The following is a 21,221-nucleotide window of genomic DNA, read 5'->3' as shown; positions in this document are numbered from 1 at the left end:
ACACCCCGCACTCCTTATCCCTGTTGAAAATCGACGGCTGGCTCCTGAATGCCTAGGCGGTGGTTGACGACCCTGGCCGCGACAAACAGAAAGTCGGACAGGCGGTTGAGGTACCGACGCACCGAATCCGCCACCGGCTCTTCCTGGGCAAGGGCCACGACCCGGCGTTCGGCCCGCCGGCAAATCGTTCGCGCGAGGTGCAACATCGCCGCTGCCGGGTCCCCGCCCGGCAAAATAAACCGAGTCAGAGGAGGCAATTCGTCCTCCCACCGGTCGATATTTTTCTCCAACCCCAAAACGTGTTTATCGGTGACAAAACTGCCTTCGCGCTTCTCCTCGGGCGTGGCCAGCTCACGGCCCACGTCGAATAACTCCCGCTGCACCCGCTCCAAGGCGGCGATCACGTCCCCCCAGTTGCCCGCCGATCGCCCGCGGAGCAGGGCCACAGCCGCACCGACGGCGGAATTCGCCTCATCGACCGTTCCATACGTGTCCACGCGTAAGGAATCCTTTCCGATGCGCCGGCCAAACACCAAACTGGTCTTCCCGTCATCTCCCGACCGGGTATATATGCGCACAACCAGCCCCCCTTGTGGACAACCGAACATTTTGGCTCTACTATGAGAATAACTCAACTACCCAGGGAAGGAGCAGACTCATGAATCTGCCGCAATGGGTGACTCTCGTCGCCGCCAGGACCCCCACGTTACCGCCGGCCACCGGGACAAACCTGTTCCTGGTATCCGACGGGGGCGAAGGCCTCGTCATCGACGCCGGCTACTCAGACCCGGAAGCTCTGCGACCCTTGACGGATGCCGTCCGGGAACGCAACCTGCACATCACCGGCATACTGTTGACTCACCACCACCCGGACCACGCAGCGGGAGCGGGATATTTGGCCGAACTGTGGGATTGCCCCGTGCACGTCCACCCGGCCGATGCGGAGGCGGTACGACAGTACGTCCCAGAACCCCGCCTCCGACCGGACCTCGTGGAGGGCACCACTCGGCAGGTCGGCGAAGTCCGCTTGGTCGCCCTGGAAACTCCGGGTCACACGCCGGGACACCTCTGTTTCTGGGAGCCGACGGCAAAGGTCTTGTTCACCGGAGACGCCGTTCTCGGAGCCGGGACGACCTGGATCGGCCCGCCGGACGGACACCTTCGAACCTATCTCAATACCCTCCGAAAACTGTTGACCTATCCCGCCGACATCGCAGGTCCCGCCCACGGACCGCTTGTGCAGGATCCGGCGGGCCAGATTCGCTACTATCTTTCCCACCGTCAGGAACGGGAAGAGCAGATCATGTCCCTGATCGACAAACATCCCCGGCGGATCGCCGACCTGGTATCGGCCATCTATGAAGGGCAAATTCCGCCTGCCGCCCGCTGGGTGGCGGAGCGCACCCTCTTGGGACACCTCGTTAAACTGGAAGAAGAAGGACGGGTGACCCGCGCCGTGGACACTGGCACACCCGTCCCCCTCCATCAGGTAACTTGGACCGACGAAGAACTCCGGCGGTGGACGGACCAAACCGTCTTCTCCGCCGTGCCGTGAGCCATCAGCGAGACGGAGCCCAGGCCTATCTGGGTCTCGCCCCTGAAGCGCTCGACATTAGAAGCTTTGCGCGGGTCTCGTACCCTACAGGCCCACGGGGGAGCGAGGTGGCCGGCTCCCTCATGCCCCGGGATCACCGGGGGCGCCCCCGGACGGCCGAACCCATGGCCCGCTCGCGCCAATCTCCGTCAGTGAGCCATGAGATACACCAAGCAGGCGATACTGGTGCCGAGCGTCACTCCACCCGCCACCTCCAGGGGCGTATGGCCCCGGTGCACCCACCTTCGGGCCTGGGCCGCTGCCACGCCCGACAAATCAATCCCCGCCTCTTGGGCCCGGTTGATTAATTCGTACAGCACCACGGCCTGTTGCCCGGCCTGGCGGCGCACGCCCACGGCGTCGTATAGCACCACGGTGGCAAAGACGGATGACACAGCGAACCAGGGCGAATTCCAACCATAAGATAACCCCATCGCCACCGCCAACGCGCTCACGACCGCCGCATGAGAACTGGGCATGCCTCCACTGCAGAACGCCAATCGCCAATTCCACGCCTTTTCCCGCCATCGCTGAAAAGGAATCTTGATGCCTTGAGCCACTAACATGGACGCCAGTGCAGACAATAACGGCAAATTCCACGAAGTGTTCATTTCCATTGTTCACTCCCCAGGACATCGGCCACCAAATCGGCAGCTCCCTGTTGAACCAGCCTTCGCAACCGATCCTTCACGCGACGACGCACTTCTTCATCCAGCAACAAGCGTTCCACCGCTTGGCGCATCTCGACCCCTTTCGTCGGCCCGGAGATCACCCCGAGTTTAGCCAACGCCCGGGCGTTGTCCTCCTCATGGCCGGGCAGTGGCACAGCGCAGACCATCGGCAACCCCATCGCCGCCGCCTCCACCACCGTGGCCGTCCCCGGTTTGGTCACCAAGACGTCGCTGGCGGCAAAGACATCTTGGATATCGTCGCGATACCCCAGAATTCGCAAGGCATGCCTCCATCCGGCCGCCCGCTGGGCCAGCTCCTTGTGCAGGCGGCGATTCCGGCCCGCCACCACCACCATTTCAAAATCCGCCGGAGACTCATCCAACCAGCCTAACCATTCTCTCACATTCCCCAGGCCCAGCCCTCCGCCCATGCACAGCACCCGGGGTACATCCTCCCAGCCCAGCCGGGCCAGAGCCTGGGCTTTGGGGATCGCCTGGCTGAAGGCCGGCCGCAGCGGAAAACCCGTGACATGCACCCGTTCCCGGGGATATCCCAAGTCGATCAATTCATCCCTCATCCAGGGAAACGGCACACAGTACCAGTCCGCCTCCGGACTCCACCAGAAGCGATGCACATGAAAGTCGGTGACCAACGTCCCGAACTTCCCCCGCCACCCATTTTGGCGAAAACGCTCCAACAGAGCCAAGGAGAAAGGGTGGGTCGTCATCGCCCAATCCACGTTCTGCCGGGTCATCCACATCATGAACGAACGGGCGTAGATCACCCCCACAAGTCCCGAAGCACCGATGTGCAGTCTGGGTTGCCCTTCGGTGGCCTGGTACATCCAGCGGTAAGCACTGGGCCATCTCCGCAGCAACATCAGGTATGTGCCGATCACCATGTGGGTCAACATTGGATGAGACCGCTCAAGACTTCGCACGACTTCCACCCGTTCGTCCGGGTGTCGTCGATTCCACGCCTCCGCTACGGCTACAGCCGCCAGGGTGTGGCCGCTGCCAAAATCATCCGTAAGCAGAATCCCCCGTCCCAATCCCTCAACTCCCTCCCGCAGCCCACACCTGGCAGGTGCGGCGGGCATCGTCATCCCCGGTCATCGGCGGAACCCGCGCCGGGGGGCTTCTCTCCCCGCCGAGAACCGTAAAGCTGAATCAACGTCTCCGGTGAAATGTAGATCCAATCCGCTTGCAGGGTCTGAAGGCCTTGGGACAACCTGTCTCGACCCTCCGGATGGTGCGCGAGGAGCACACCCTGAAGATAACGGGAAACCAGACGCCTTAACCACCTTGGCCGAAGGGGGGAGACGATAAACCCCGCCCGGTCGGTTCCCCGGCTCAGTACGCTCAGGCCGTACACCACTTTTACCCCGCGCCATCGCGGATCCTCCTCCACCGCCCGGGCCAGGATCGGGAGAGACCGGCGCCCGATCTGCATATAACGAAGGGACAATTGCCACTCATTCTTCGCGTCTTTCATCAGTGATTCTAAAAGTGTATTGTCAAAATGAATCTCCGCCACCGGATCCCCAAACCGCAACCGAGTTCCGTTCTTCAGGGTGATCGGCCAGCCCCAATAGCGCCTTCGCCCGAGGCGGAAGAGACACTCCCCCGGCCCTCCCAGGGGTTGAGAATGCATCAACCGAGCGCCTAAGCGATCCACCCAGTTCCAGAGCCGTTCTCGGAAGGTTCGCCTTGGCACCTCCGACAATTTCACCAACCGCCATCCGTCCTCTTTGGCCCATTCCACAAACAGGGGCAGAGCCTCAACCACCACCGCCGGGGCATCCCGGCGAGCCCCAAAAGTGTCCCCCGAATCGTGGAGAAGAACAATGGCCCCGTCTTTCATTGTCCGGATCATTCTGCGGGCGAGTTCGGCCGGAGACCCCTTTGCCGCCCAGTCCCAACTCATATGGCTCCACAGGACGGGCCGGATGTGCTGACGCAGTGACCAGATGTACGCCGGCAGGTTCAACAACCCCCACGGGGGCCTGTACCAGCGGATCTGCACGCCAAAAGTATCTTCCAAGCACCTTGCCGCCTCAACCACTTCCTGTCTGGTCTTCCCGGGCCCGAGGAGCCACAGGGGCCGGTGGGTCAGGCCGTGGATCGCCACATCGTGTCCTTCGCCCACCATCATCCTGATGAGATCGGGGTGACGAAGCGCCTTTTCCGCCAAGACGAAAAAGGTGGCTCGGACGCTCTCCGCCCGTAGAATTTCGAGGATCTTGGGGGTGTACTCCGGGCTCGGTCCATCGTCAAAGGTAAGGGCCGCCAACTTCATCCCGGGTGGTAAGCGCTTGATGCATCCAATCCCCATCGTCCTTCCGAGAAAAGTGGGTACCACGGTATACCCCACCATCACGAGAAGAGCAACCGTCAACCACGCCATGATGTCCTGCCTCCTACAGCGAGAAGCCCCCTCTATCATCTTACCGTGAAATGTGTCACATCGTCTATGGCTGTACAAAATCGTAACGTTGCGAAGAACAACGATACATGACGGACATTTCGCCCATTATTCCGACCCGGCCGGCGAAAGGGTCCGGAATCATTTTCCCGCCCGGCCCCGTGTCAACCCAGAAACTTCTCAAGAGATCGACGCGCTTCATCAAAGGCGTCTGCATATTTTTCCACCGCGTCCCAGACCTGCTCCGGGGTCAACCGATCGTAATCCTTGGCCAAAAGCCGGCGGAGATCCGCCACCGGCAGAAACGATTCCCCGAAGGACCGGTCGAAAATACCTTCTTCCATCATAATCTGCAAAATGTCTTGATAGCTGACGGGGTCCCGCATGGCGTACCCGTCGATGATGTGGTTGCAGCCATCGATCAGGCATTCGATGGACATATGCAAACTGCGTTCGGCGGCCATGCGAATCAAAGGATCGCTATCAAACGCCGACCGCCCGCGGCCCTTGACCTCTTTAACGCCCTCGGCATAGGAACTCATCAATTCCAGGCGGGCGCGAACCCAGGAACGATCGAGAAACAACTCGGTCACCTCTTTCCCAAAGCTCTGACGTTCAGACCCCATTGTAGACGCCCTCAGGTCCGTCTGCAACGATCCCCGTACCCGGCCTGAGCCATGGCGGACCTCACCATTGACGCCCCCCGCCAAGCGTGGTACACTGGCCTCAATTTCAAAGATGTTCCGCGGGGGGTGCCGTGCCGCCGGGAGGAGGCGAGCACGGCTGAGAAAGGTCGGCAGCCTTAACCCTTGGAACCTGTCTGGGTCATGCCAGCGAAGGGACGGTGGAACAGGATCGGCAAAGGCTGCCGGAAGGCGGCATTTTTTATGAACTTGATCGACATGCGGCGAAACTGCACATCCGGGATTCACTGGTTCGGCTCCAGACTGGAGGGCCGCGTCCTGGCGGGTTTGTCATGGCGCGGCCTTTCTTTTGTCCCGGGTGGGCCCGGGGAGCGAAAGGAGGTTTTTCATTGGGCTTATTTCAGATTCACGTGGTGACGGATGGACAGAAGGCAGCGGGGGAATTGGCCGAGGTGGTCCGCAAAGTGGCCCAGGCCGGGGCGGATGCCGTGCAGTTGCGGTACAAGGCGGCTCCCGCCCTGGAGCTGTACCGGCTGGCCGAACAGCTCCTACCGGTGCTGGACGGCACATCCACGAGGCTCCTCATCAACGACCGGGTGGACGTCGCCTTGGCGGCCGGAGCTCACGGGGTTCATCTGGCAGCCAAAAGCCTGCCGGTGGACCGGGTGAAGGCACTCCTTCCCGCCCCGATGGTGGTGGGCCGTTCGGTGCACAGCCTGGAAGAAGCCCTGGAAGCCCAGCGTTCGGGCGCCGACTACGTCACCTTCGGCCACGTCTTCACCACCCGCTCCAAACCCGGCGCACCTCCCCGGGGCCCCGATGCCCTCCGGCGGATCGTGGAGTCTTTGGACATCCCGGTCCTGGCCATCGGGGGAATCACTCCGGACAATGCCGCAGAGGCGGCCCGCACAGGCTGCGCCGGCGTCGCCGTCATCGGAGCGGTCATGGATCACGCAAACCCCGGTGCCGCCCTGTCCGCTTTGGCCAGCGCCCTGGAGGCGTCCGGCGCCGCCCCGGCACACCCCTTTCGTTGGCCCGCCAGCTAGACGGGACAGGCGGCGGCCGCCGGCGCCGCCCACCCCGACATCCGGGCTGTCGCCGAGGGTGCCCAGGGCAGCCATTCACCCCTTGGAACGGATTGGAGGAGGTTCAATCATGAGGGAACAGCGGATCGAAATTGCCGTCATCGGCGGAGGGTTGATCGGAGCGTCCATCGCGTATCACTTAACGAAGCAAGGCGTGCGGCCGTGGTTGTTCGAGGCCGAGACCCTCTCCAGCCAAGCGAGCCACGCCGGCGCCGGCATGCTCGGTGCCCAGGTGGAAATGCACGAGCCCGGGCCTTTGTTCGAACTGGGGGTCGCCAGCCGCAAAGAATTTGCTGCGCTGTGTGAGTCGTTAAAAGAGGAAACGGGCATTGATCCGGAATACGCCGCCGAGGGAATGGTGCGGGTCGCATCGACTCCCGAGGAAGCGGAAGAACTCAGGGCCCGGGGTGAGTGGCAGCGCCGGGCCGGGCAGCGGGCGGAGTGGTGGTCACCCGAAGACGTGAGAAACGCCCTGGGCTACCCCCTGCCCCCTTGCGAAGGCGCACTGTACCTCCCGGACGACCACCGGGTGGAGTCGCCCCGTCTGGCCAAAGCTTTAGCCCGGGGCGCCGTACAAGCAGGAGCCACGATCCGCGAAGGTGAGCCGATTCTTCAATTGGAAGAGACCAACGGCGGGGTTCAACTCACCACGGCCCTGGACACGTATACCGCGGGCACCGTGGTGGTGGCGGCGGGGGCGTGGTCTGCCCTGCTCCTCCAGCGGCCGGAATGGCGCGGCCGGATATTCCCGGTCAAAGGAGAAGCGGTTTTTCTCGACGCGGGGCTCGTGCCCCTGCGCCACACTATTTTTACCAAAGACATCTACCTGGTTCCGAAACAAGACGGGCGCATATACCTCGGGGCCACCGAAGAGCGGGAAACCTGGTCCAGAGAGCCCTCCGCTGCGGGAATCGCTCAACTGACCGCCCGGGCGGGGTCCCGGGTGACCGACCTCCAGGGCCTCGCGGTGTCTGAAGTGCGGGTGGGCCTTCGGCCGTGGTCGGACGACAATCTTCCCTATCTCGGGCCGATCCCCGATACGGAGCACCTGTGGATCGCCGCGGGGCACGGCCGCAACGGTATCCTGCTCACGCCCATCACCGGCCGATTGATGGCCAAGTGGCTGGTCAGCGGAGAGCGAGATCCTCTGCTCGAGGCTTTCGACCCTCTCCGAATCACCCGGCGTTAGACCCCTTTCACCCGGTCCTCTCGGGCAGGGCCGCCGATGTGCCGGAGGTCCTGCCCGCCGGGCCCAGGGTTCAAGCGCCCAGGCCGGCCCCTCACTCCTGTACCTCGCGCTTTGGCCGCAACCACTCCCGGCCCCCCAGATATGGCCGAAGAGCGGCGGGTATGTGAATCGATCCATCCTCTTGCTGATGAACTTCCAACAATGGGATCAAGATCCGGGGAGACGCGATGGCCGTGTTGTTCAAGGTATAACAGTAGTGCAGCTGCCCATCGCCATCCCGGTACCGAAGGCCGGACCGCCGGGCCTGAAAATCCAAAAAGCTCGAGCAGGAATGGGTTTCGCTGTAGGCATTGCGGCTGGGCATCCAGGTCTCAATATCGTGCTTTTTCACCTGGCCTTGGCCCATATCCCCGGTGCAGACCTCCACCACCCGATAGGGCAGCTCCAAGAGGCGCAACAACTCCTCGGCATTGTGCAAAAGCTCCCAGTGCAGCCGCATGGCCTCGTCCCCATCGGCCCGGGTGATCACGACCTGTTCCACCTTTGTAAACTGATGGACCCGGTACAGACCCCGGGTATCTTTACCTGCCGATCCCACCTCTCGCCGAAAACAGTTGGAGATCCCGAGCATCCTTTTCGGAAGCTCCTCCTCGGAGAGGACCTCATCTGCGTAGTAAGAAACCAGGGGCACCTCAGCGGTCCCCACTAGATTTAATTCATCCTCGGGAATCACGTAGGTCTGTTCTTTGCCCAAGGGAAAATACCCCGTCCCGAACATCGCCCGATCCCGGACCATGACGGGGACGATCATCGGGGTAAAACCTTTCGCCACCAAATGGTCCACCGCCAGTTGAATAACCGCACGGTGCAACAAAGCCGCCTCGTTTTTCAAAAAATACATCCGACTGCCGGCGATCTTCACGCCCCGGGGAATGTCGATCAAATCGTGCATCTCCCCGAGGGTCACGTGGTCGCGAACCGGGAAGGAAAAGATTGGGGCTTGTCCTTCCCGGCGCACCTCCACGTTGTCGGCGTCGCTCTCCCCCACCGGCACATCATCGAAGGGCACCGCCGGGGCCCGCAGCATCAATTCTTCATACCGATTCTTGACCGTATCGAGTTCGTCTTCCAATCCCTTGATACGCTCGTTCAGTTGTCGCACCTCTGCGATGTTCAACTGTTTTTCCTCGCCCTGAAGGGTTGGGGTCCGTTTCGATTTCTGATTGCGCTGGGCCCGCAGCTCTTCGATCTGTCCGAGCAATTGCCTGCGGCGTTCGTCAACCTCTAATAAATCTTGGACATCAAAGGAAATCCCCTTGTCCCGGGCCGCTTTTTGCACCCGGTCCGGGTGGCGGCGGATGTACTGGATGTCAAGCATGGGAAGCCTCCATCTTCACGACATTCAAATTTTATATTACTGGACATACCCCCCCATTGCAAACCGAGACTGAACAGGAGCCTTTTTCGATGTCCCTTTTTCCCCGAACCTTCAGCACGAATCCCATCGGCGTGGCGAGTTTGGTATGTCCATTATCTGGTTTATCATCCACAGGTTGGATGGTTCAGGCCATGCTGAACCAGGGTCAGGTTCTTGGTTACCTGGCCCAGGAGCTCCACCTTCTACGATCGCGTTCCGTTTAGGACACGCTGCGAACCAAGCTCCTCATGCGTTCTTGCTGCTTCTCCCGCACCCTCCCCAATGCCATCGCCAGCATCACGCACAACGCCAAACCGCAACGTATCCGCATCTTCCTTAGCCCTCGAACGGTGTGCCGTTCAAACCCAAACGAGACGTCCAAGCGACTGTTCACCCTCTCCACCGCCGTCCTGTACCGGTATTCCTTTGCCCATTTGTAGCTCTCCCGGGCAATCGGCGTGAAGATCCGCCGGTCCACCGCGAGCGGCACCCGCACCCCTCCGGCCACGGGGCACTGTTCCCGCCCTTGACACGTGATCCCGTACGCCTTGGCTGGACATACTTTTTTCAGCGTCCCCCGGTCTTTCTCGAACCCACCATTGCTCATCTGTTGCCGGGCCCCTGTCTCTGGACAGTAACAGTACACCGCTCCCCGTTCGTCATACACCACGTTCGTGTGTCCCGGTAACAACCGCGTTTGCTCCCCGTCTTTCCACAGTCGCCTCGTGTCGATCACGGGCTTGATCCCATATTCATCCCAGCAGCGACTCAAGAGTTTCGAGTCGTCGTACCCCCGATCGGCCGTCAGGACCTCGGCCTTTTTCAACATCTCCGGATGGCGTTTCTCCAACTCATCCAGCAGGACATGCCCTTCTTTGACGTCCGAGCGCGACCCCTTGGTCACCGTATACGCCACCGGCAATTCATGCTGAGCATCCACCACCAGGTGGAGCTTGTAGCCAAACCACCGGACCACTTTCTCCCATGTACTCCCGTCCTCGCGGGTCCCACGATAGGTTTTTACCCCGTATGCTGCATCCAGATCCCGCCGTCCGTCTTCCTTCTTTTCTTTCGAGGGACGGGACGCCCACGAGGCGATTGCCTTACTGTCCATCGCCAAACGACGCCCGAACTCCGGAAGTTCCTCACTCAGGGCCTTCACCAGCTCGTCGAACATCGATTCGATCCACGATCCGTGCTCCATCAAGCTGCGGAGAAATCGGGTGTAAGCAGCTGCGCTGGGAACTGCGCGCAACCCACAGATCGATCGCAACTGCCCGTTTCGAGAGAGTTCCCGACGTAAGCTCTCGATCGACGGGTGCTGAAACACGATTCCTGCCAACATCGAGTTCCACATCGCCCGTACCGGGTAGTCATCTCGTCCATGACCTCTCGATTTCTCCAGATGCGCCATGAGCGCTTCGTCCGGCAGATGTTCCAGAACCAGCCGGAGGCGTTCCAAGTCTCCAAGCGGCTCAATGTCTTCCCAGGAAAACAGTTCGAGTTGTGGTATAATGGCCATAGGGTGAGTCCTCCTTGTTGGATCATTTGTCTAACCACTATTCTAACAAAAGAGGACTCACCTGTCTTATTGGACTGGGGTGAATTTGTCCGAATCTATCCCTCCCCCCATTCAAAACCCCTGTCTTTCCTGGCCCTCTTTGGGGGAAAGTTTTCTGGTCCCTGCTCCTTACCCCTTATCCCTCCTGGCCTTTTCGGCATCGAAAAAGGCTCGAACAGCGTTCCCGGTGCCGACGAAGGGACGAAGGTTATCGTCTACAGGTTGTTCACGAAATCTTCAAGAGTCCTTCCCTTTCTCTTGACCGTTGGAGTATAATAGGGCTGCATTGAAAAAGGTTAATGGATCAATCCATTGAGCCACAGTCGCCCTCACCACAACCGGGAGGTGAGCCCTAGATGTCCTTTCCCATCGTCCGCAAGAACGGCATCCCCTTGTACATACAGGTCAAGGAGGCCGTCCTCGCACAGATCCGGAACGGACATTGGAAGACGGGCGACAAACTTCCGACGGAACGAGAACTGTCCGAACGTCTCCAGGTGAGCCGCAACACCGTAAGCCAAGCCTATCAAGAGCTTGAAGCCGAAGGGGTTCTCACGTCCATTCAGGGACGGGGAACCTTTGTGTGTGATCGAGACGACGCCGTCCGCATTGAGAACCGCAAAGACCTTTTAATGAAGATCATCGACGTGGCGATGGAAGAAGGTCTGCAGCTCGGTTTCTCGATTGAAGAGTTCGCCGAACTGACGGCGGTGCGGGCCAGGCAGAAGCGGGAGTTGCTCACCCTCATCCAGGTGACCTTTATCGAGTGTAACCGTGAGCAAGTGGATTATTTTGCCCGTCGGATTCAGTTCCGTTCGGGGGTGTCCATCACACCCGTCGTCCTCGATGAACTCCGGCAGAATGTCGAAGTGCACCTCCCCAAGGTGACCTCCGCAGACCTCGTGATCACGACATTTTTTCATTACGATGAGGTCAAGGAGTTGTTGGGACCGAAACGCAATGTGCTGGCCATCTCCTTAGAACCGCAGATGGACACCATTGTTCGCATCGCCCGCATTCCCGCCGGTCGGCGGATCGGCCTTGTGTGCCGTTCGGAAAACTTCGCGGGAAAAGTGCAGCTGGCGTTGAAAAATGCCGGCCTGGACGGTCTGGACCTGTCGGTGACCACCACGTCGGATCCCGAGGAACTCGCATGGTTCGTCGAAGAGATGGACAGTGTCATCGTCTCCCCGGGACGGCGGCGCGAGGTGGAACGACTCTGTCGCCGGCGCCAGGAGGTCATCGAATTCATCTATCAACCCGATGTGGCATCCATTAACTTGTTGCGCGCGGCACTCATTGACGTGCGCCGGGGGTGAGAACGCGCATCGCGTAAAGATACCAGGTTTCGGTTATATTGTGGCTGAGGGCGGCTGGAGCGGTTCCCAGATGTTTTCAAGACGACTAGAGGAGTGACTCAAAGTATGTTGGAGGAATTGTCGTGGAAGGTCGGAGGACAGCAGGGGGAAGGGATCGACAGTACCGGCGAAACCTTCGCCACGGCCCTGAATCGGCAGGGGTATTACATCTACGGGTACAGACATTTTTCCTCGCGCATCAAGGGTGGACATACGAACTATAAAGTTCGGGTCTCCACAAAGCGCCGCTTGGCCAGCGCCGATTTTCTAGACATCCTCATCGCCTTCGATCAGGAGTCGATCGATTTTAACGCAAAAGAACTCCGACCTGGAGCGGTGGTCATCGCGGACGAGAAGTTTCATCCCGCCTTGCCGGAGGGTGTAAAGGCCGAGCTCTACGTCGTCCCGTTCACGAAGCTCGCCGAGACGGCCGGATCGAGCATCATGAAAAATATGGTGGCCCTCGGCGCCTCCGTGTACCTCCTCGACCTCCCGGTGGATATTTTCTCCGGGGTGATTCACGACACCTTTGCCCGGAAGGGCCAGAAAATCGTCGACCAAAACATGGAAGCCATCCGCCAAGGCTATCAGTTCATGAAGGAACAGCTCAAAGATGGGACCCACATGAAGCTGCAACCCCCGGCGGGCAAGGGTTCCCACCTGTTTATGATGGGGAATGACGCCGTGGCTCTCGGCGCTCTGGCCGGCGGATGTCGGGTGATGGCAGCCTATCCCATCACCCCGGCATCGGACATCATGGAATATCTTATTAAAAAAATGCCCAAAGTCGGGGGCGTGGTGGTGCAGACCGAAGACGAGATCGCAGCGATCAACATGATCATCGGCGCCGCCTACGGCGGAGCCCGGGCGATAACCGCCACTTCCGGCCCCGGCCTGTCTCTCATGATGGAAGCGATCGGCTTGGCCGGCATGACGGAGACGCCGGTGGTGATCGTGGACACCCAACGGGGTGGCCCGTCGACAGGGCTTCCGACCAAACACGAGCAGAGCGATCTGTACGCCGTCCTGTTTGGCAATCACGGCGAGATTCCCAAGATCGTGTTGGCTCCGAGCACAGCCGAGGAATGCTTCTATGAAGCGGCCCGGGCGTTTAATCTGGCGGAGCGGTATCAGTGCCCGGTCATTCTCATCACCGACCTGGCCCTGTCCTTGGCGAAACAGACGGTGGAGCCGCTGCATCCGGAGACCATCGAGATCGATCGCGGCAAACTGATTACCGAAGTCGATCCTTCCATGCAGAGCGGATCGTTGTTCAAGCGCTATGCCCTTACACCGGACGGCATCTCTCCCAGGGTCATCCCCGGCGTCAAAGGCGGAATCCATCACGTGACCGGCGTGGAACACAACGAGGTCGGCCGACCGGACGAAGGAAGTGCAAACCGCGCCAAGATGATGGAAAAGCGCCTGCGCAAGCTCGAGAATGTGGAGCTGGACGGCAGCCTGACCTTCTCCGGTGATGAACACTACGACACCCTGGTGATCGGTATCGGGTCCACCCGGGGGCCGATTGAAGAAGCGGCGGAACGCCTCACCGCAGACGGGTACCGAATCGGCCACGTCCATGTGAAGGTGCTGGCCCCTTTCCCGACCCGGGCCCTATCGGCGTACACCGAAAGGGCAAAAAAGGTGATCGTGGTGGAGAACAACGCCACAGGGGAACTCGCCCACTTGATGCGGTTTTTCGGCGTCACGACGCCGACGGTGTCTGTGAAAAAGTTCGATGGCAATCCGTTCTTGCCCGGTGAGTTGTACCGACAGTTGAAGGAGTGGATGTAACGATGGCGACGGTCAAAGAGTTTCGAAACAACGTCCGGCCGAACTGGTGCCCGGGCTGCGGCGATTTTTCCGTGCAGGCTGCGATTCAACGGGCCCTGGCCAACCTCGGTGTGGAGCCGGAACAGGTGGCGGTGGTATCCGGGATCGGCTGCTCCGGGCGAATTTCCGGTTACATCAACACCTACGGATTCCACGGGGTTCATGGTCGGGCATTGCCTTTGGCCCAGGGACTAAAACTCGCCAACCGGGATTTGACCGTCATCGCCGCAGGCGGGGATGGAGACGGGTTCGGAATCGGTCTGGGACATTTTATCCACGCTGTTCGCCGCAATCTGGATATCACCTACGTAACCATGGACAACCAGATTTACGGCCTGACCAAGGGGCAGACTTCGCCCACAAGCGGTCACGGATTTAAAACCAAGACCACCCCAACCGGCAATATCGAGCACGCCGTCCGGCCCATCGAACTCGCCCTGGGGGCTGGCATCGGATTCGCGGCTCAGGGGTTTTCCAGCGACATCAACCAATTGACTCGGCTGGTGGAATTGGCGATTCAACACAAAGGCTTCTCTTTGGTGAATGTATTTAGTCCTTGCGTCACCTTCAATAAGATCAACACCTACGACTGGTTTAAGCAACACATCGTCAACCTGGAGAACGACCCGACCTACGACCCGACGGATCGCAGCCGGGCGATGCAGAAAGTATTGGAAACCGGCGGGCTGTGTACCGGATTGATCTACAGGGAGGAGCGGCCCTCCTATGAGGAGTTGATCCCCGGTTTCCAAGCCGAGCCCGTGGCGCGGCACAATCTACAGATGGATCCCGATGTGTTTCGCGAATTGGTCGCAGAGTTCGCCTGAGAGACGAGGCTTGGGTTTCGCAGGGTCGCCGCTTTCCCGCCGGGAGCGGAAAGCCGACACGAACACAGGGCGGAGGTACAAGGAATACAGGGCGCACAAGGAAAAGGCCCGGGGCATATCCCGGGCCTTTCACTTCCATAAAAACGGTGTGTCCTTTCTATGATTAAGCGGTCTGCTCGAATCAGCCTTTGTTCTGGGGCGGATCGCCGGATTATGTATCGTGTCCCCAGATATTGTCCCTCGCCGAAAGATATCAGCTAGCGCCCCCGAACTTCAAACTGCTCCCGGCACCGCAGGCAGATCCACTTTTCGTGACGCTGTTGAACCAGCATTCGAACCAAGCGGGTCCGCTCACTGTGGCAATGTGGGCATGGAGTTTTGAGCCTGGGCGAGCGACCGCGAGGTAAAACCGCCAAAGACATCTTCCCCACTCCCTTCTTCCCGGACACCCGAGGGCCCTGGTTATGGGCTCTTCCGGGTCCATCCAGTCTATAAGACGATGGGAGCAGGGATTTTGTTCCTCATCCCGATCATTCCACCCGCCCCTGGGCGTCCACCGACCACCACCCTTCCCACCCCGCTTCTCCCACAACCCCCAATCGCCGGGTGAGGTTCACCACCGGACAAGCGTGATTGGGGATGAGCTCCACCACCTGTCCGACCCGAGGAAGTTCAACACGAGAATTCGGCCTTTCGATTACCCCGTGTTCCTCGGATAACCGAGTCACCCTGAGCCCTTCCTTTCCACAAACAACCCCGAACCCCTCGAGCCCGGAAGAACCGTGGGCTCCCTGATCCAGAGCGAGCGTCTTGGACCCAGCATCGATGACACATCGGTCTGGGGTCGGCCGACTCACCACCCGGGCCACCACCCGAAGGGAACAGTCCTCCGGATTAGCCACACCCAGGCGGACCTGGGTTCGGTCATTAAACACATAGTTGCCCGGTCGAATCTCGCTAATCCCGGGGACTTTGGATACGCGGGCGGCCGTCGGTGTGGAGCCCGCGCTGAGGGCCGGGGTGGGCAGGCCCCTCATCTGCAGCGCTTTTTTTAAGGCCGCCAACTGCTCGCCTTCGCTCTCGGCGATGGCCTCGACCTCCTCCTTCGACTCGGCCCCGTACGCGTGGCCGGCGTGGGTCAACAGACCGGCAAAATACACCCCTCCCCCCGGCTCTTCCCGCCAGCGCTTTTCCCACAAAAGGATCCTTGAGACGACAGCGGCAGCACGGTCCTCCTCGGCCGTCGGAATGCCACAGCGGTACAGCCCGGTGTCGACCTTCAGCCACAACCCCACCGTCACCGCCCGTTCCTCGGCCATTCGGGCCAGGAGGTCCACTTGTTCCAGATCATCTGCAACCGTCGTAACCCGAGCCCGGGCGGCCAGAGCGGCCAACCGATCCCGTTTCACCGCCGATATCACCGGATAGGCCACGGTGATATCCCGAAACCCCGCCTCGGCGAACACTTCTGCCTCGCCCAGTTTCGCCACGGTGATGCCCTGGGTCCCCGCCATCCGCTGTCGGCGGGCAATTTCCACCGTTTTATGGGCCTTGACGTGCGGCCGCAGCGCCACCTTGGCGTCGGCAGCCAAAGCGGCCATTCGGGCAATGTTGCGATCAAGGGTAGGGCGGTGGACCACCACAGCCGGTGTCTCAAACCACTCTGCGTGTATAAATGGCAAAACGAGCGGCTGCACCATTGACTTTCCCCCTTTGGCGGACGCCCCGACCTCCCTGGCGCCGGGGCGTCACAATCGGTACAATAGTCATAGAACCCGCTGGAAAGAAAGGAGCGAATGGTGTGAACCCCGGTAGTTGGACTTCCGTAGAACTCCCACCCGATGCGCGCTTGTTGCGCAAGGAAACATTCACTCTTCAGATGGAACAGCAAGATTACGATATCGAACTATTCGAGACGATGGAAGGTGAGTATTACGCCATGGGCACGCCCCGGGCCACCGATAAAATCATCGTTTACGGCAGCCCGGTGGTCCCCGATGCAGCCCTGGCCCTTCAGATAGTCATCGACAAGATCCAACGGGACCAGGTGAAAGAGTAACTGCCCGCCCAATTTCCCTTCCCCGGGGCCACTTTCACACTTTTCCGGGCGAATCGCCGGTATTCGTGGAGCTACTGCATCAGGCGGTCCACCGTTTCCCGGTCCAGCCGCCTCACCACCTCAGTCAGCAACCGTACCGCTCGGTCATAATCATCCCGGTGCAGCAGAGCCGCGTGACTGTGAATGTACCGAGTCGGAAATCCGATCACGATAGAGGGGATCCCCCGCCCTGCCAGATGAGCCCGGCCCGCATCGGTTCCTCCCCCGGCCATGGCGTCAAACTGGTACGGGATCCCCAATTCTTCCGCCGTATCGATGACCAGATCCCGGAGCGGACCGTTCGGTACCAACGTGGCGTCGTAGAGAAGGACGAGCGGCCCTTGACCGCACTTGCCGAGCGCCTCGCGCTCCGACAAGCCGGGGGTGTCTCCGGCGATGCCCACATCCACGGCGATAAACACATCGGGCTGAATCCATTGAGCCGCCGTTTGCGCGCCCCGCAAACCCACTTCTTCCTGCACCGTGGCCCCGGCATACACGACGTTGGGATGGTCGGTATCTTTCAATCGGCGCAGGACGTCGATCACCGCCGCGCAACCCGAGCGATTGTCGATCGCCTTCGCCATGATAAATTTGCCTCCCGACAGGACGGTGAACGGACAAATCGGCACCACCGGATCGCCGGGTCGCACGCCCAACTCCATCGCCTCTTCCCGGCTCCCGGCGCCAATGTCAATAAACATGTCCTTCTTCCGAACCACCTTGTCCCGCTCTTCCTTCGGGAGAACATGGGGAGGTTTGGAACCGATCACACCGATGATCTCCCCTTTTCGCCCGAGGACCCGCACCCGCTGGGCCAACATCACCTGCTCCCACCAACCGCCCAAGGTCTCAAAACGCAAAAAACCCTCCGGGGTGATATGGGTGACCAAAAAAGCCACTTCATCCATATGCCCCATGACCATGACCTTGGGACCCGCAGGATCCCCAACCTTCTTGCCGACAATGCTGCCAAGGCCATCCTGCGAAACTTCGTCGGTCAGCCCCTCGAGATGCTTCCTCATCAATTCCCGTACAGGCCCCTCGGCTCCCGGGGCGCCGGGGGCTTCCGTTAACTCCCTCAACAACTCCAGTGAAGCATCCATAGCACTCTCTCCTCCATTCCATTCCCCAGATCTCTCCACCAATCCATGACCAGCTGTGCACATTCCTCCGCCTGGAAATCTCATCTCAAACCGGGAGTTTAGCCTTCCGCCGTCACCGCAAGGTGTCGACCGGCCATAGAATGGTTCGGTGGGAAATATCCCAACGGGGGAGGCATGAGCGTGATCCGTGTGGAGCCTTTGACCTTCGATGAAGGAACCGCCATCGCTGTCCAGATCGCCCTCCCAAAGACGAATCTTCTCGCCGTCGCCACCGCTACGGGATACATCATGTGCGGTGCACTGGACGTATCCCTGCTCAACACCCGCCTCCGAAACCGGGAGATCATCGCCGGACGGGCGGTTGGCGTCAGAACCCTGGAAGAGCTTCTGGCAGCTCCTTTAGAACAAGTAACCGACGCCGCAGCGGCCGTCGGCTGGCATCCCGGGATTCGCGGACGAACCGCCATCGCTCTCCTCTTGGCCCGGGAAAAAGCATCTGGAAAAACCGTCTAGCACATCCCGTCCAACTCGCCACAGCGACGTTACCCCCTGCCGGAACGACACCGACGGCCCGCGCCGGGGCGGGCCGTCAAAAGAATCTCATCGGCTCCGGATCTCGTCCAAGCGAATCGCCCGGGTATGTAGCGTATGGTCCCACACTCGATTCTTGCGAGTAAAGAAAGCCGCTGTCGTCACCGGAAACCAGGTCAACGTAAATGCGGGAAGAATCACCAAGCCCAACAACGCCTTCAAGGGCACTCTCTCCAACAACATGGCAAGGGGCAGCTGCCCGAACAAGAAAATGTTCATGCTGACCCAAAACCAGTTCGGAAAGAGGGTGCTGATGTTCGTGAGTTCAAAGAAACCCGGGGAGAACACTTGAAAATACAACATCCCCGTCGTCAAGAGCACGATCAACATCCGCATGGGTTGAAACAGATAGAGCGCCGAATCAAACATGGCCAAGCTGCGTTTTCGCAGGCTCTCCCGCAACAATGACCAGAAATACCGATGAAAACAATCAAAATGACCCTGCATCCAACGTAGCCGCTGGCGCATCGATGCTTTGAGCGTCAGTGGTTTTTCGTCATACACCCGGGCATCATGCGCCCAGGTCGGGTACACCCCGCGCATCACACAGCGCACTCCGAATTCGAGATCCTCGGTCAGGCTCGTCGCCCCCCACCCGATCTCCTTTAATAGCGCGGTCTCGACACAGACCCCGGTTCCACCCAAAGCGTTGGGTAAATGAAGATTGTACCGCGCCAACTGCCACATGCGGTTCGTGTACCAGTAGGAACATCCGTAAGAAATACTCACCCAGGAATCGAAGGGGTTTTTCACATCCAAATACCCCTGTACCACCTTGGCCCCTTCGCACAGCTTGTTATTCATGACCTGTAGGAAATTGGGCGAGACGAGGTTGTCCGCGTCAAACATGACGACGGCATCGTACTCCCGGGGCCGTTTCCACAACTGTCCCAACATCCACTCAATGGCAAAACCCTTGCCACGTTTTTCCGGCTCGAACCTCTCGTAGGCGATTGCCCCGGCTTCCCGGGCAATGTCGGCGGTCCGGTCTGTACAGTTGTCACAAATCACGAAGACATCGTACAGTTCCTTCGGATAGTCCAGATGCTTCAAGTTTTCAATGAGCGGAGCAATGACCTTTTCCTCATTGTGTGCCGCGATGAGGACAGCAAACGATTTCGTCGGTGGATGCTCCTTCGTCCTATGGCGGCGCCGCAGTCCAAACAACGACAGGGCGACCTGGTACATGCCCACCACCGCCGCCACCACCTGAAGGAGGATAAAAAAGCCGTTCGTCATTGCGTATACAAAATCCATCCACGACTCCCTCTCTTTTCCCGTCCCCGCAGGGCCGTCCCCGCGACACCGCCGCCTTCGGCCAGCCGGCGCCGTCAGGGCATAGTATGACACAGACAGCTCAGTTCTCACCCACTATACCACGGGCGGAAAATCTTACACAACCCCCCTTGACCAGGCCCGCACCCGAGACTATGGAGAACCCGGGACGCGCGTTCACCCTCAGCCTTCGTGGGACAAGGAAGCAAGGAGTTTGCGGAGGGACGCCGCCCGATCCCCCCCGGACTCCACCAAGTCGCCCGGGAAGTACAAACGTTTTACCGCAATGGGCGGCAGATTCCGAAGGAGCACAGACTGTTCAAAGAAATTCACCCACTTGCCGCCCCCGTCCGAGAGCCACACGGGTTCCCGGTTCCCGGAGCCATCGATGCTCACGTGAACAAAGCCCGCGTAACTGTCCGGATCGAGCCCGGCCTGAACAAAAGCCTCCCGGACCAAGCGCTCCACTTCCGGAGTCCATTCGGCCACAGGCACCGATTCAAACAATCGCCGATGAAGCAACCTCCCGGCGAGGTCAGAGAGTATCGGATCCCCGGAGCGCTCCCATCCGGGTAAGCCTGCCAAAAACACGGCGTCATCCATGCCGAGAAAGGCCTCGATGGACAATTCCCCGGGATCCTCCAGGCCGCTCATCCACGAATCCCACAAAGGGGGTACATCTTTTAAGACCCCTTCCCGGCGAAGCATTATCGCCCTTTCCACAATCTTCCGCACCAGGAGGTCTGACCCCACCGTCGTTGGATGCAAATACACCTGGGCGTACATAAAATACCGGGCCAACATGTATTGCTCCACGGTGAGGCGTCCGCTCGGCCGAACCAAGACCTCAGCCCGTCCTGGAATCATGACGCGTATCAATCGCTCCAACTCAAACTGCCCGTACGCCACCCCGGTATAAAGCGCATCCCGAAGCAAATAATCCATGCGATCCACATCGAGTTGACCGGTGATCAGCTGGTGCAGGAGCGGAAAATCAGTTTCCCCCGCAATAACCCCTGCCACGTCTTCGGCAAACCGGTCATCCACATCGTCGAGCACTGCCCGCAATTCCGCTTCTTCCCGCAACAGCCGAACGGTCCACCCTTCATGCCGCTGGCCTGTCACCGGTTCCACGGCGTGGGAAAAAGGCCCGTGCCCAATGTCGTGAAGCAAAGCCGCAGCCAAAGCCAACAGCCGAGTTCGCTCCCCGGGGGTCCACCCGTAATTCCGCATAAAATGCTCGACAACTTTGCGCATGGTCTCGTACGCGCCAAGGGAATGGGTGAACCGGCTGTGTTCGGCGCCGTGGAACGTCAAGAAGGAAGTCCCCAACTGTCGAATCCGCCGAAGTCGCTGAAAAACCCGGGTGTTAATCAGCCGCCAGATGAATGGATCCCTCACCCGGATGTAATTGTGGACCGGATCTTTCAACACTTTTTCTTTTGCCTGCTCCATCCGCCCGTCCCCCACATCGCCATCAGACAAAGCCCGCCTCTACAGGTTACCACCTCAGCGCCTTCCCGTCGACCCGGCGGCACCCCGGC

19 protein-coding genes and 1 riboswitch are annotated in these 21,221 nt (G+C 59.9%); of the genes, 8 read left to right on the top strand and 11 right to left on the bottom strand.

Annotation, left to right across the window (positions count from 1 at the left end):
• Positions 1-14: 14 nt before the first annotated feature.
• A complete protein-coding gene (locus BTUS_RS02545; RefSeq protein WP_013074567.1) occupies positions 15-578 on the bottom strand; it encodes a cob(I)yrinic acid a,c-diamide adenosyltransferase in 564 nt (187 codons plus the stop codon).
• Positions 579-658: 80 nt separating this feature from the next.
• On the opposite strand from BTUS_RS02545, the gene BTUS_RS02540 reads away from it, so the two are divergent.
• Complete coding sequence (locus BTUS_RS02540; protein WP_013074566.1) at positions 659-1,555, top strand: MBL fold metallo-hydrolase; 897 nt, start codon at positions 659-661, stop codon at positions 1,553-1,555.
• A gap of 188 nt (positions 1,556-1,743) precedes the next feature.
• Here the strand turns inward: BTUS_RS02540 and BTUS_RS02535 are convergent, their stop codons facing one another.
• From BTUS_RS02535 to hepT, 4 genes are all read right to left on the bottom strand, one after another.
• The gene (locus tag BTUS_RS02535; protein ID WP_041303621.1) at positions 1,744-2,205 is read right to left on the bottom strand and encodes a divergent PAP2 family protein; all 462 of its coding nucleotides are present in this window, start codon (positions 2,203-2,205) and stop codon (positions 1,744-1,746) included.
• Complete coding sequence (locus BTUS_RS02530) at positions 2,202-3,317, bottom strand: MGDG synthase family glycosyltransferase (RefSeq protein WP_041303619.1); 1,116 nt, start codon at positions 3,315-3,317, stop codon at positions 2,202-2,204. The genes BTUS_RS02535 and BTUS_RS02530 overlap by 4 nt, the downstream gene beginning before the upstream one ends.
• 50 nt (positions 3,318-3,367) lie before the next feature.
• Positions 3,368-4,672: a polysaccharide deacetylase family protein gene (locus tag BTUS_RS16625; RefSeq protein ID WP_013074563.1), complete on the bottom strand. Its 1,305-nt coding sequence runs from the start codon at positions 4,670-4,672 to the stop codon at positions 3,368-3,370.
• A 182-nt stretch (positions 4,673-4,854) separates the two neighbouring features.
• On the bottom strand, positions 4,855-5,316 hold the full coding sequence (gene hepT, locus BTUS_RS16620; protein WP_013074561.1) for a type VII toxin-antitoxin system HepT family RNase toxin: 462 nt from the start codon (positions 5,314-5,316) through the stop codon (positions 4,855-4,857).
• A gap of 112 nt (positions 5,317-5,428) precedes the next feature.
• A riboswitch (TPP riboswitch) is annotated at positions 5,429-5,550 on the top strand.
• Between the two features lie 173 nt (positions 5,551-5,723).
• Between hepT and thiE the strand changes: the two genes are divergently transcribed.
• On the top strand, positions 5,724-6,380 hold the full coding sequence (thiE, locus tag BTUS_RS02510) for a thiamine phosphate synthase (protein WP_013074559.1): 657 nt from the start codon (positions 5,724-5,726) through the stop codon (positions 6,378-6,380).
• A 109-nt stretch (positions 6,381-6,489) separates the two neighbouring features.
• The gene (gene thiO, locus BTUS_RS02505) at positions 6,490-7,608 is read left to right on the top strand and encodes a glycine oxidase ThiO (RefSeq protein ID WP_013074558.1); all 1,119 of its coding nucleotides are present in this window, start codon (positions 6,490-6,492) and stop codon (positions 7,606-7,608) included.
• 91 nt (positions 7,609-7,699) lie between these two features.
• Here thiO and serS read toward each other — a convergent pair whose 3' ends face one another.
• Positions 7,700-8,986, bottom strand: a complete 1,287-nt coding sequence (serS, locus tag BTUS_RS02500) for a serine--tRNA ligase (RefSeq protein ID WP_013074557.1) — start codon at positions 8,984-8,986, stop codon at positions 7,700-7,702.
• Positions 8,987-9,245: 259 nt separating this feature from the next.
• Positions 9,246-10,547 (bottom strand): transposase, encoded by a 1,302-nt coding sequence (locus BTUS_RS02495; protein ID WP_013074555.1) that lies wholly within the window; start codon positions 10,545-10,547, stop codon positions 9,246-9,248.
• 395 nt (positions 10,548-10,942) lie between these two features.
• Between BTUS_RS02495 and BTUS_RS02490 the strand changes: the two genes are divergently transcribed.
• The 3 genes from BTUS_RS02490 to BTUS_RS02480 all read left to right on the top strand — a co-directional run bounded on the left by BTUS_RS02490 (position 10,943) and on the right by BTUS_RS02480 (position 14,607).
• Complete coding sequence (locus BTUS_RS02490) at positions 10,943-11,905, top strand: GntR family transcriptional regulator (protein WP_013074554.1); 963 nt, start codon at positions 10,943-10,945, stop codon at positions 11,903-11,905.
• Positions 11,906-12,010: 105 nt separating this feature from the next.
• The gene (locus BTUS_RS02485; RefSeq protein WP_013074553.1) at positions 12,011-13,741 is read left to right on the top strand and encodes a 2-oxoacid:acceptor oxidoreductase subunit alpha; all 1,731 of its coding nucleotides are present in this window, start codon (positions 12,011-12,013) and stop codon (positions 13,739-13,741) included.
• A gap of 2 nt (positions 13,742-13,743) precedes the next feature.
• Entirely contained in the window at positions 13,744-14,607 is an 864-nt protein-coding gene (locus tag BTUS_RS02480; protein WP_013074552.1) for a 2-oxoacid:ferredoxin oxidoreductase subunit beta, read from the top strand.
• Positions 14,608-15,137: 530 nt separating this feature from the next.
• Here BTUS_RS02480 and BTUS_RS02475 read toward each other — a convergent pair.
• The gene (locus BTUS_RS02475; protein WP_013074551.1) at positions 15,138-16,307 is read right to left on the bottom strand and encodes an alanine racemase; all 1,170 of its coding nucleotides are present in this window, start codon (positions 16,305-16,307) and stop codon (positions 15,138-15,140) included.
• A 101-nt stretch (positions 16,308-16,408) separates the two neighbouring features.
• Between BTUS_RS02475 and BTUS_RS02470 the strand changes: the two genes are divergently transcribed.
• On the top strand, positions 16,409-16,666 hold the full coding sequence (locus BTUS_RS02470) for a hypothetical protein (RefSeq protein ID WP_013074550.1): 258 nt from the start codon (positions 16,409-16,411) through the stop codon (positions 16,664-16,666).
• A 71-nt stretch (positions 16,667-16,737) separates the two neighbouring features.
• On the opposite strand, the gene BTUS_RS02465 is transcribed toward BTUS_RS02470, so the two are convergent.
• The gene (locus BTUS_RS02465; protein WP_013074549.1) at positions 16,738-17,811 is read right to left on the bottom strand and encodes a M42 family metallopeptidase; all 1,074 of its coding nucleotides are present in this window, start codon (positions 17,809-17,811) and stop codon (positions 16,738-16,740) included.
• A 180-nt stretch (positions 17,812-17,991) separates the two neighbouring features.
• On the opposite strand from BTUS_RS02465, the gene BTUS_RS02460 reads away from it, so the two are divergent.
• Positions 17,992-18,324 (top strand): YunC family protein, encoded by a 333-nt coding sequence (locus BTUS_RS02460; RefSeq protein WP_013074548.1) that lies wholly within the window; start codon positions 17,992-17,994, stop codon positions 18,322-18,324.
• An 87-nt stretch (positions 18,325-18,411) separates the two neighbouring features.
• On the opposite strand, the gene BTUS_RS02455 is transcribed toward BTUS_RS02460, so the two are convergent.
• Both BTUS_RS02455 and BTUS_RS02450 read right to left on the bottom strand, forming a co-directional pair.
• The gene (locus BTUS_RS02455; protein ID WP_041304758.1) at positions 18,412-19,641 is read right to left on the bottom strand and encodes a glycosyltransferase family 2 protein; all 1,230 of its coding nucleotides are present in this window, start codon (positions 19,639-19,641) and stop codon (positions 18,412-18,414) included.
• A 219-nt stretch (positions 19,642-19,860) separates the two neighbouring features.
• The gene (locus tag BTUS_RS02450; protein WP_013074546.1) at positions 19,861-21,132 is read right to left on the bottom strand and encodes an HD domain-containing protein; all 1,272 of its coding nucleotides are present in this window, start codon (positions 21,130-21,132) and stop codon (positions 19,861-19,863) included.
• Positions 21,133-21,221 lie beyond the last annotated feature (89 nt).

It is taken from the genome of Kyrpidia tusciae DSM 2912 (assembly GCF_000092905.1).
GTDB lineage: Bacteria > Bacillota > Bacilli > Kyrpidiales > Kyrpidiaceae > Kyrpidia > Kyrpidia tusciae.
This window is presented reverse-complemented; position numbering and strand designations above follow the sequence as displayed.

Excerpts from the sequence above, each read along its gene's own strand:
- BTUS_RS02540 (WP_013074566.1), top strand. The coding sequence starts at position 659 with ATGAATCTGCCGCAATGGGTGACTCTCGTCGCCGCCAGGACCCCCACG.
- BTUS_RS02535 (WP_041303621.1), bottom strand. The coding sequence starts at position 2,205 with ATGAACACTTCGTGGAATTTGCCGTTATTGTCTGCACTGGCGTCCATG.
- BTUS_RS16625 (WP_013074563.1), bottom strand. The coding sequence starts at position 4,672 with ATGGCGTGGTTGACGGTTGCTCTTCTCGTGATGGTGGGGTATACCGTG.
- hepT (WP_013074561.1), bottom strand. The coding sequence starts at position 5,316 with ATGGGGTCTGAACGTCAGAGCTTTGGGAAAGAGGTGACCGAGTTGTTT.
- thiO (WP_013074558.1), top strand. The coding sequence starts at position 6,490 with ATGAGGGAACAGCGGATCGAAATTGCCGTCATCGGCGGAGGGTTGATC.
- serS (WP_013074557.1), bottom strand. The coding sequence starts at position 8,986 with ATGCTTGACATCCAGTACATCCGCCGCCACCCGGACCGGGTGCAAAAA.
- BTUS_RS02495 (WP_013074555.1), bottom strand. The coding sequence starts at position 10,547 with ATGGCCATTATACCACAACTCGAACTGTTTTCCTGGGAAGACATTGAG.
- BTUS_RS02490 (WP_013074554.1), top strand. The coding sequence starts at position 10,943 with ATGTCCTTTCCCATCGTCCGCAAGAACGGCATCCCCTTGTACATACAG.
- BTUS_RS02485 (WP_013074553.1), top strand. The coding sequence starts at position 12,011 with ATGTTGGAGGAATTGTCGTGGAAGGTCGGAGGACAGCAGGGGGAAGGG.
- BTUS_RS02480 (WP_013074552.1), top strand. The coding sequence starts at position 13,744 with ATGGCGACGGTCAAAGAGTTTCGAAACAACGTCCGGCCGAACTGGTGC.
- BTUS_RS02475 (WP_013074551.1), bottom strand. The coding sequence starts at position 16,307 with ATGGTGCAGCCGCTCGTTTTGCCATTTATACACGCAGAGTGGTTTGAG.
- BTUS_RS02465 (WP_013074549.1), bottom strand. The coding sequence starts at position 17,811 with ATGGATGCTTCACTGGAGTTGTTGAGGGAGTTAACGGAAGCCCCCGGC.
- BTUS_RS02455 (WP_041304758.1), bottom strand. The coding sequence starts at position 19,641 with ATGACGAACGGCTTTTTTATCCTCCTTCAGGTGGTGGCGGCGGTGGTG.
- BTUS_RS02450 (WP_013074546.1), bottom strand. The coding sequence starts at position 21,132 with ATGGAGCAGGCAAAAGAAAAAGTGTTGAAAGATCCGGTCCACAATTAC.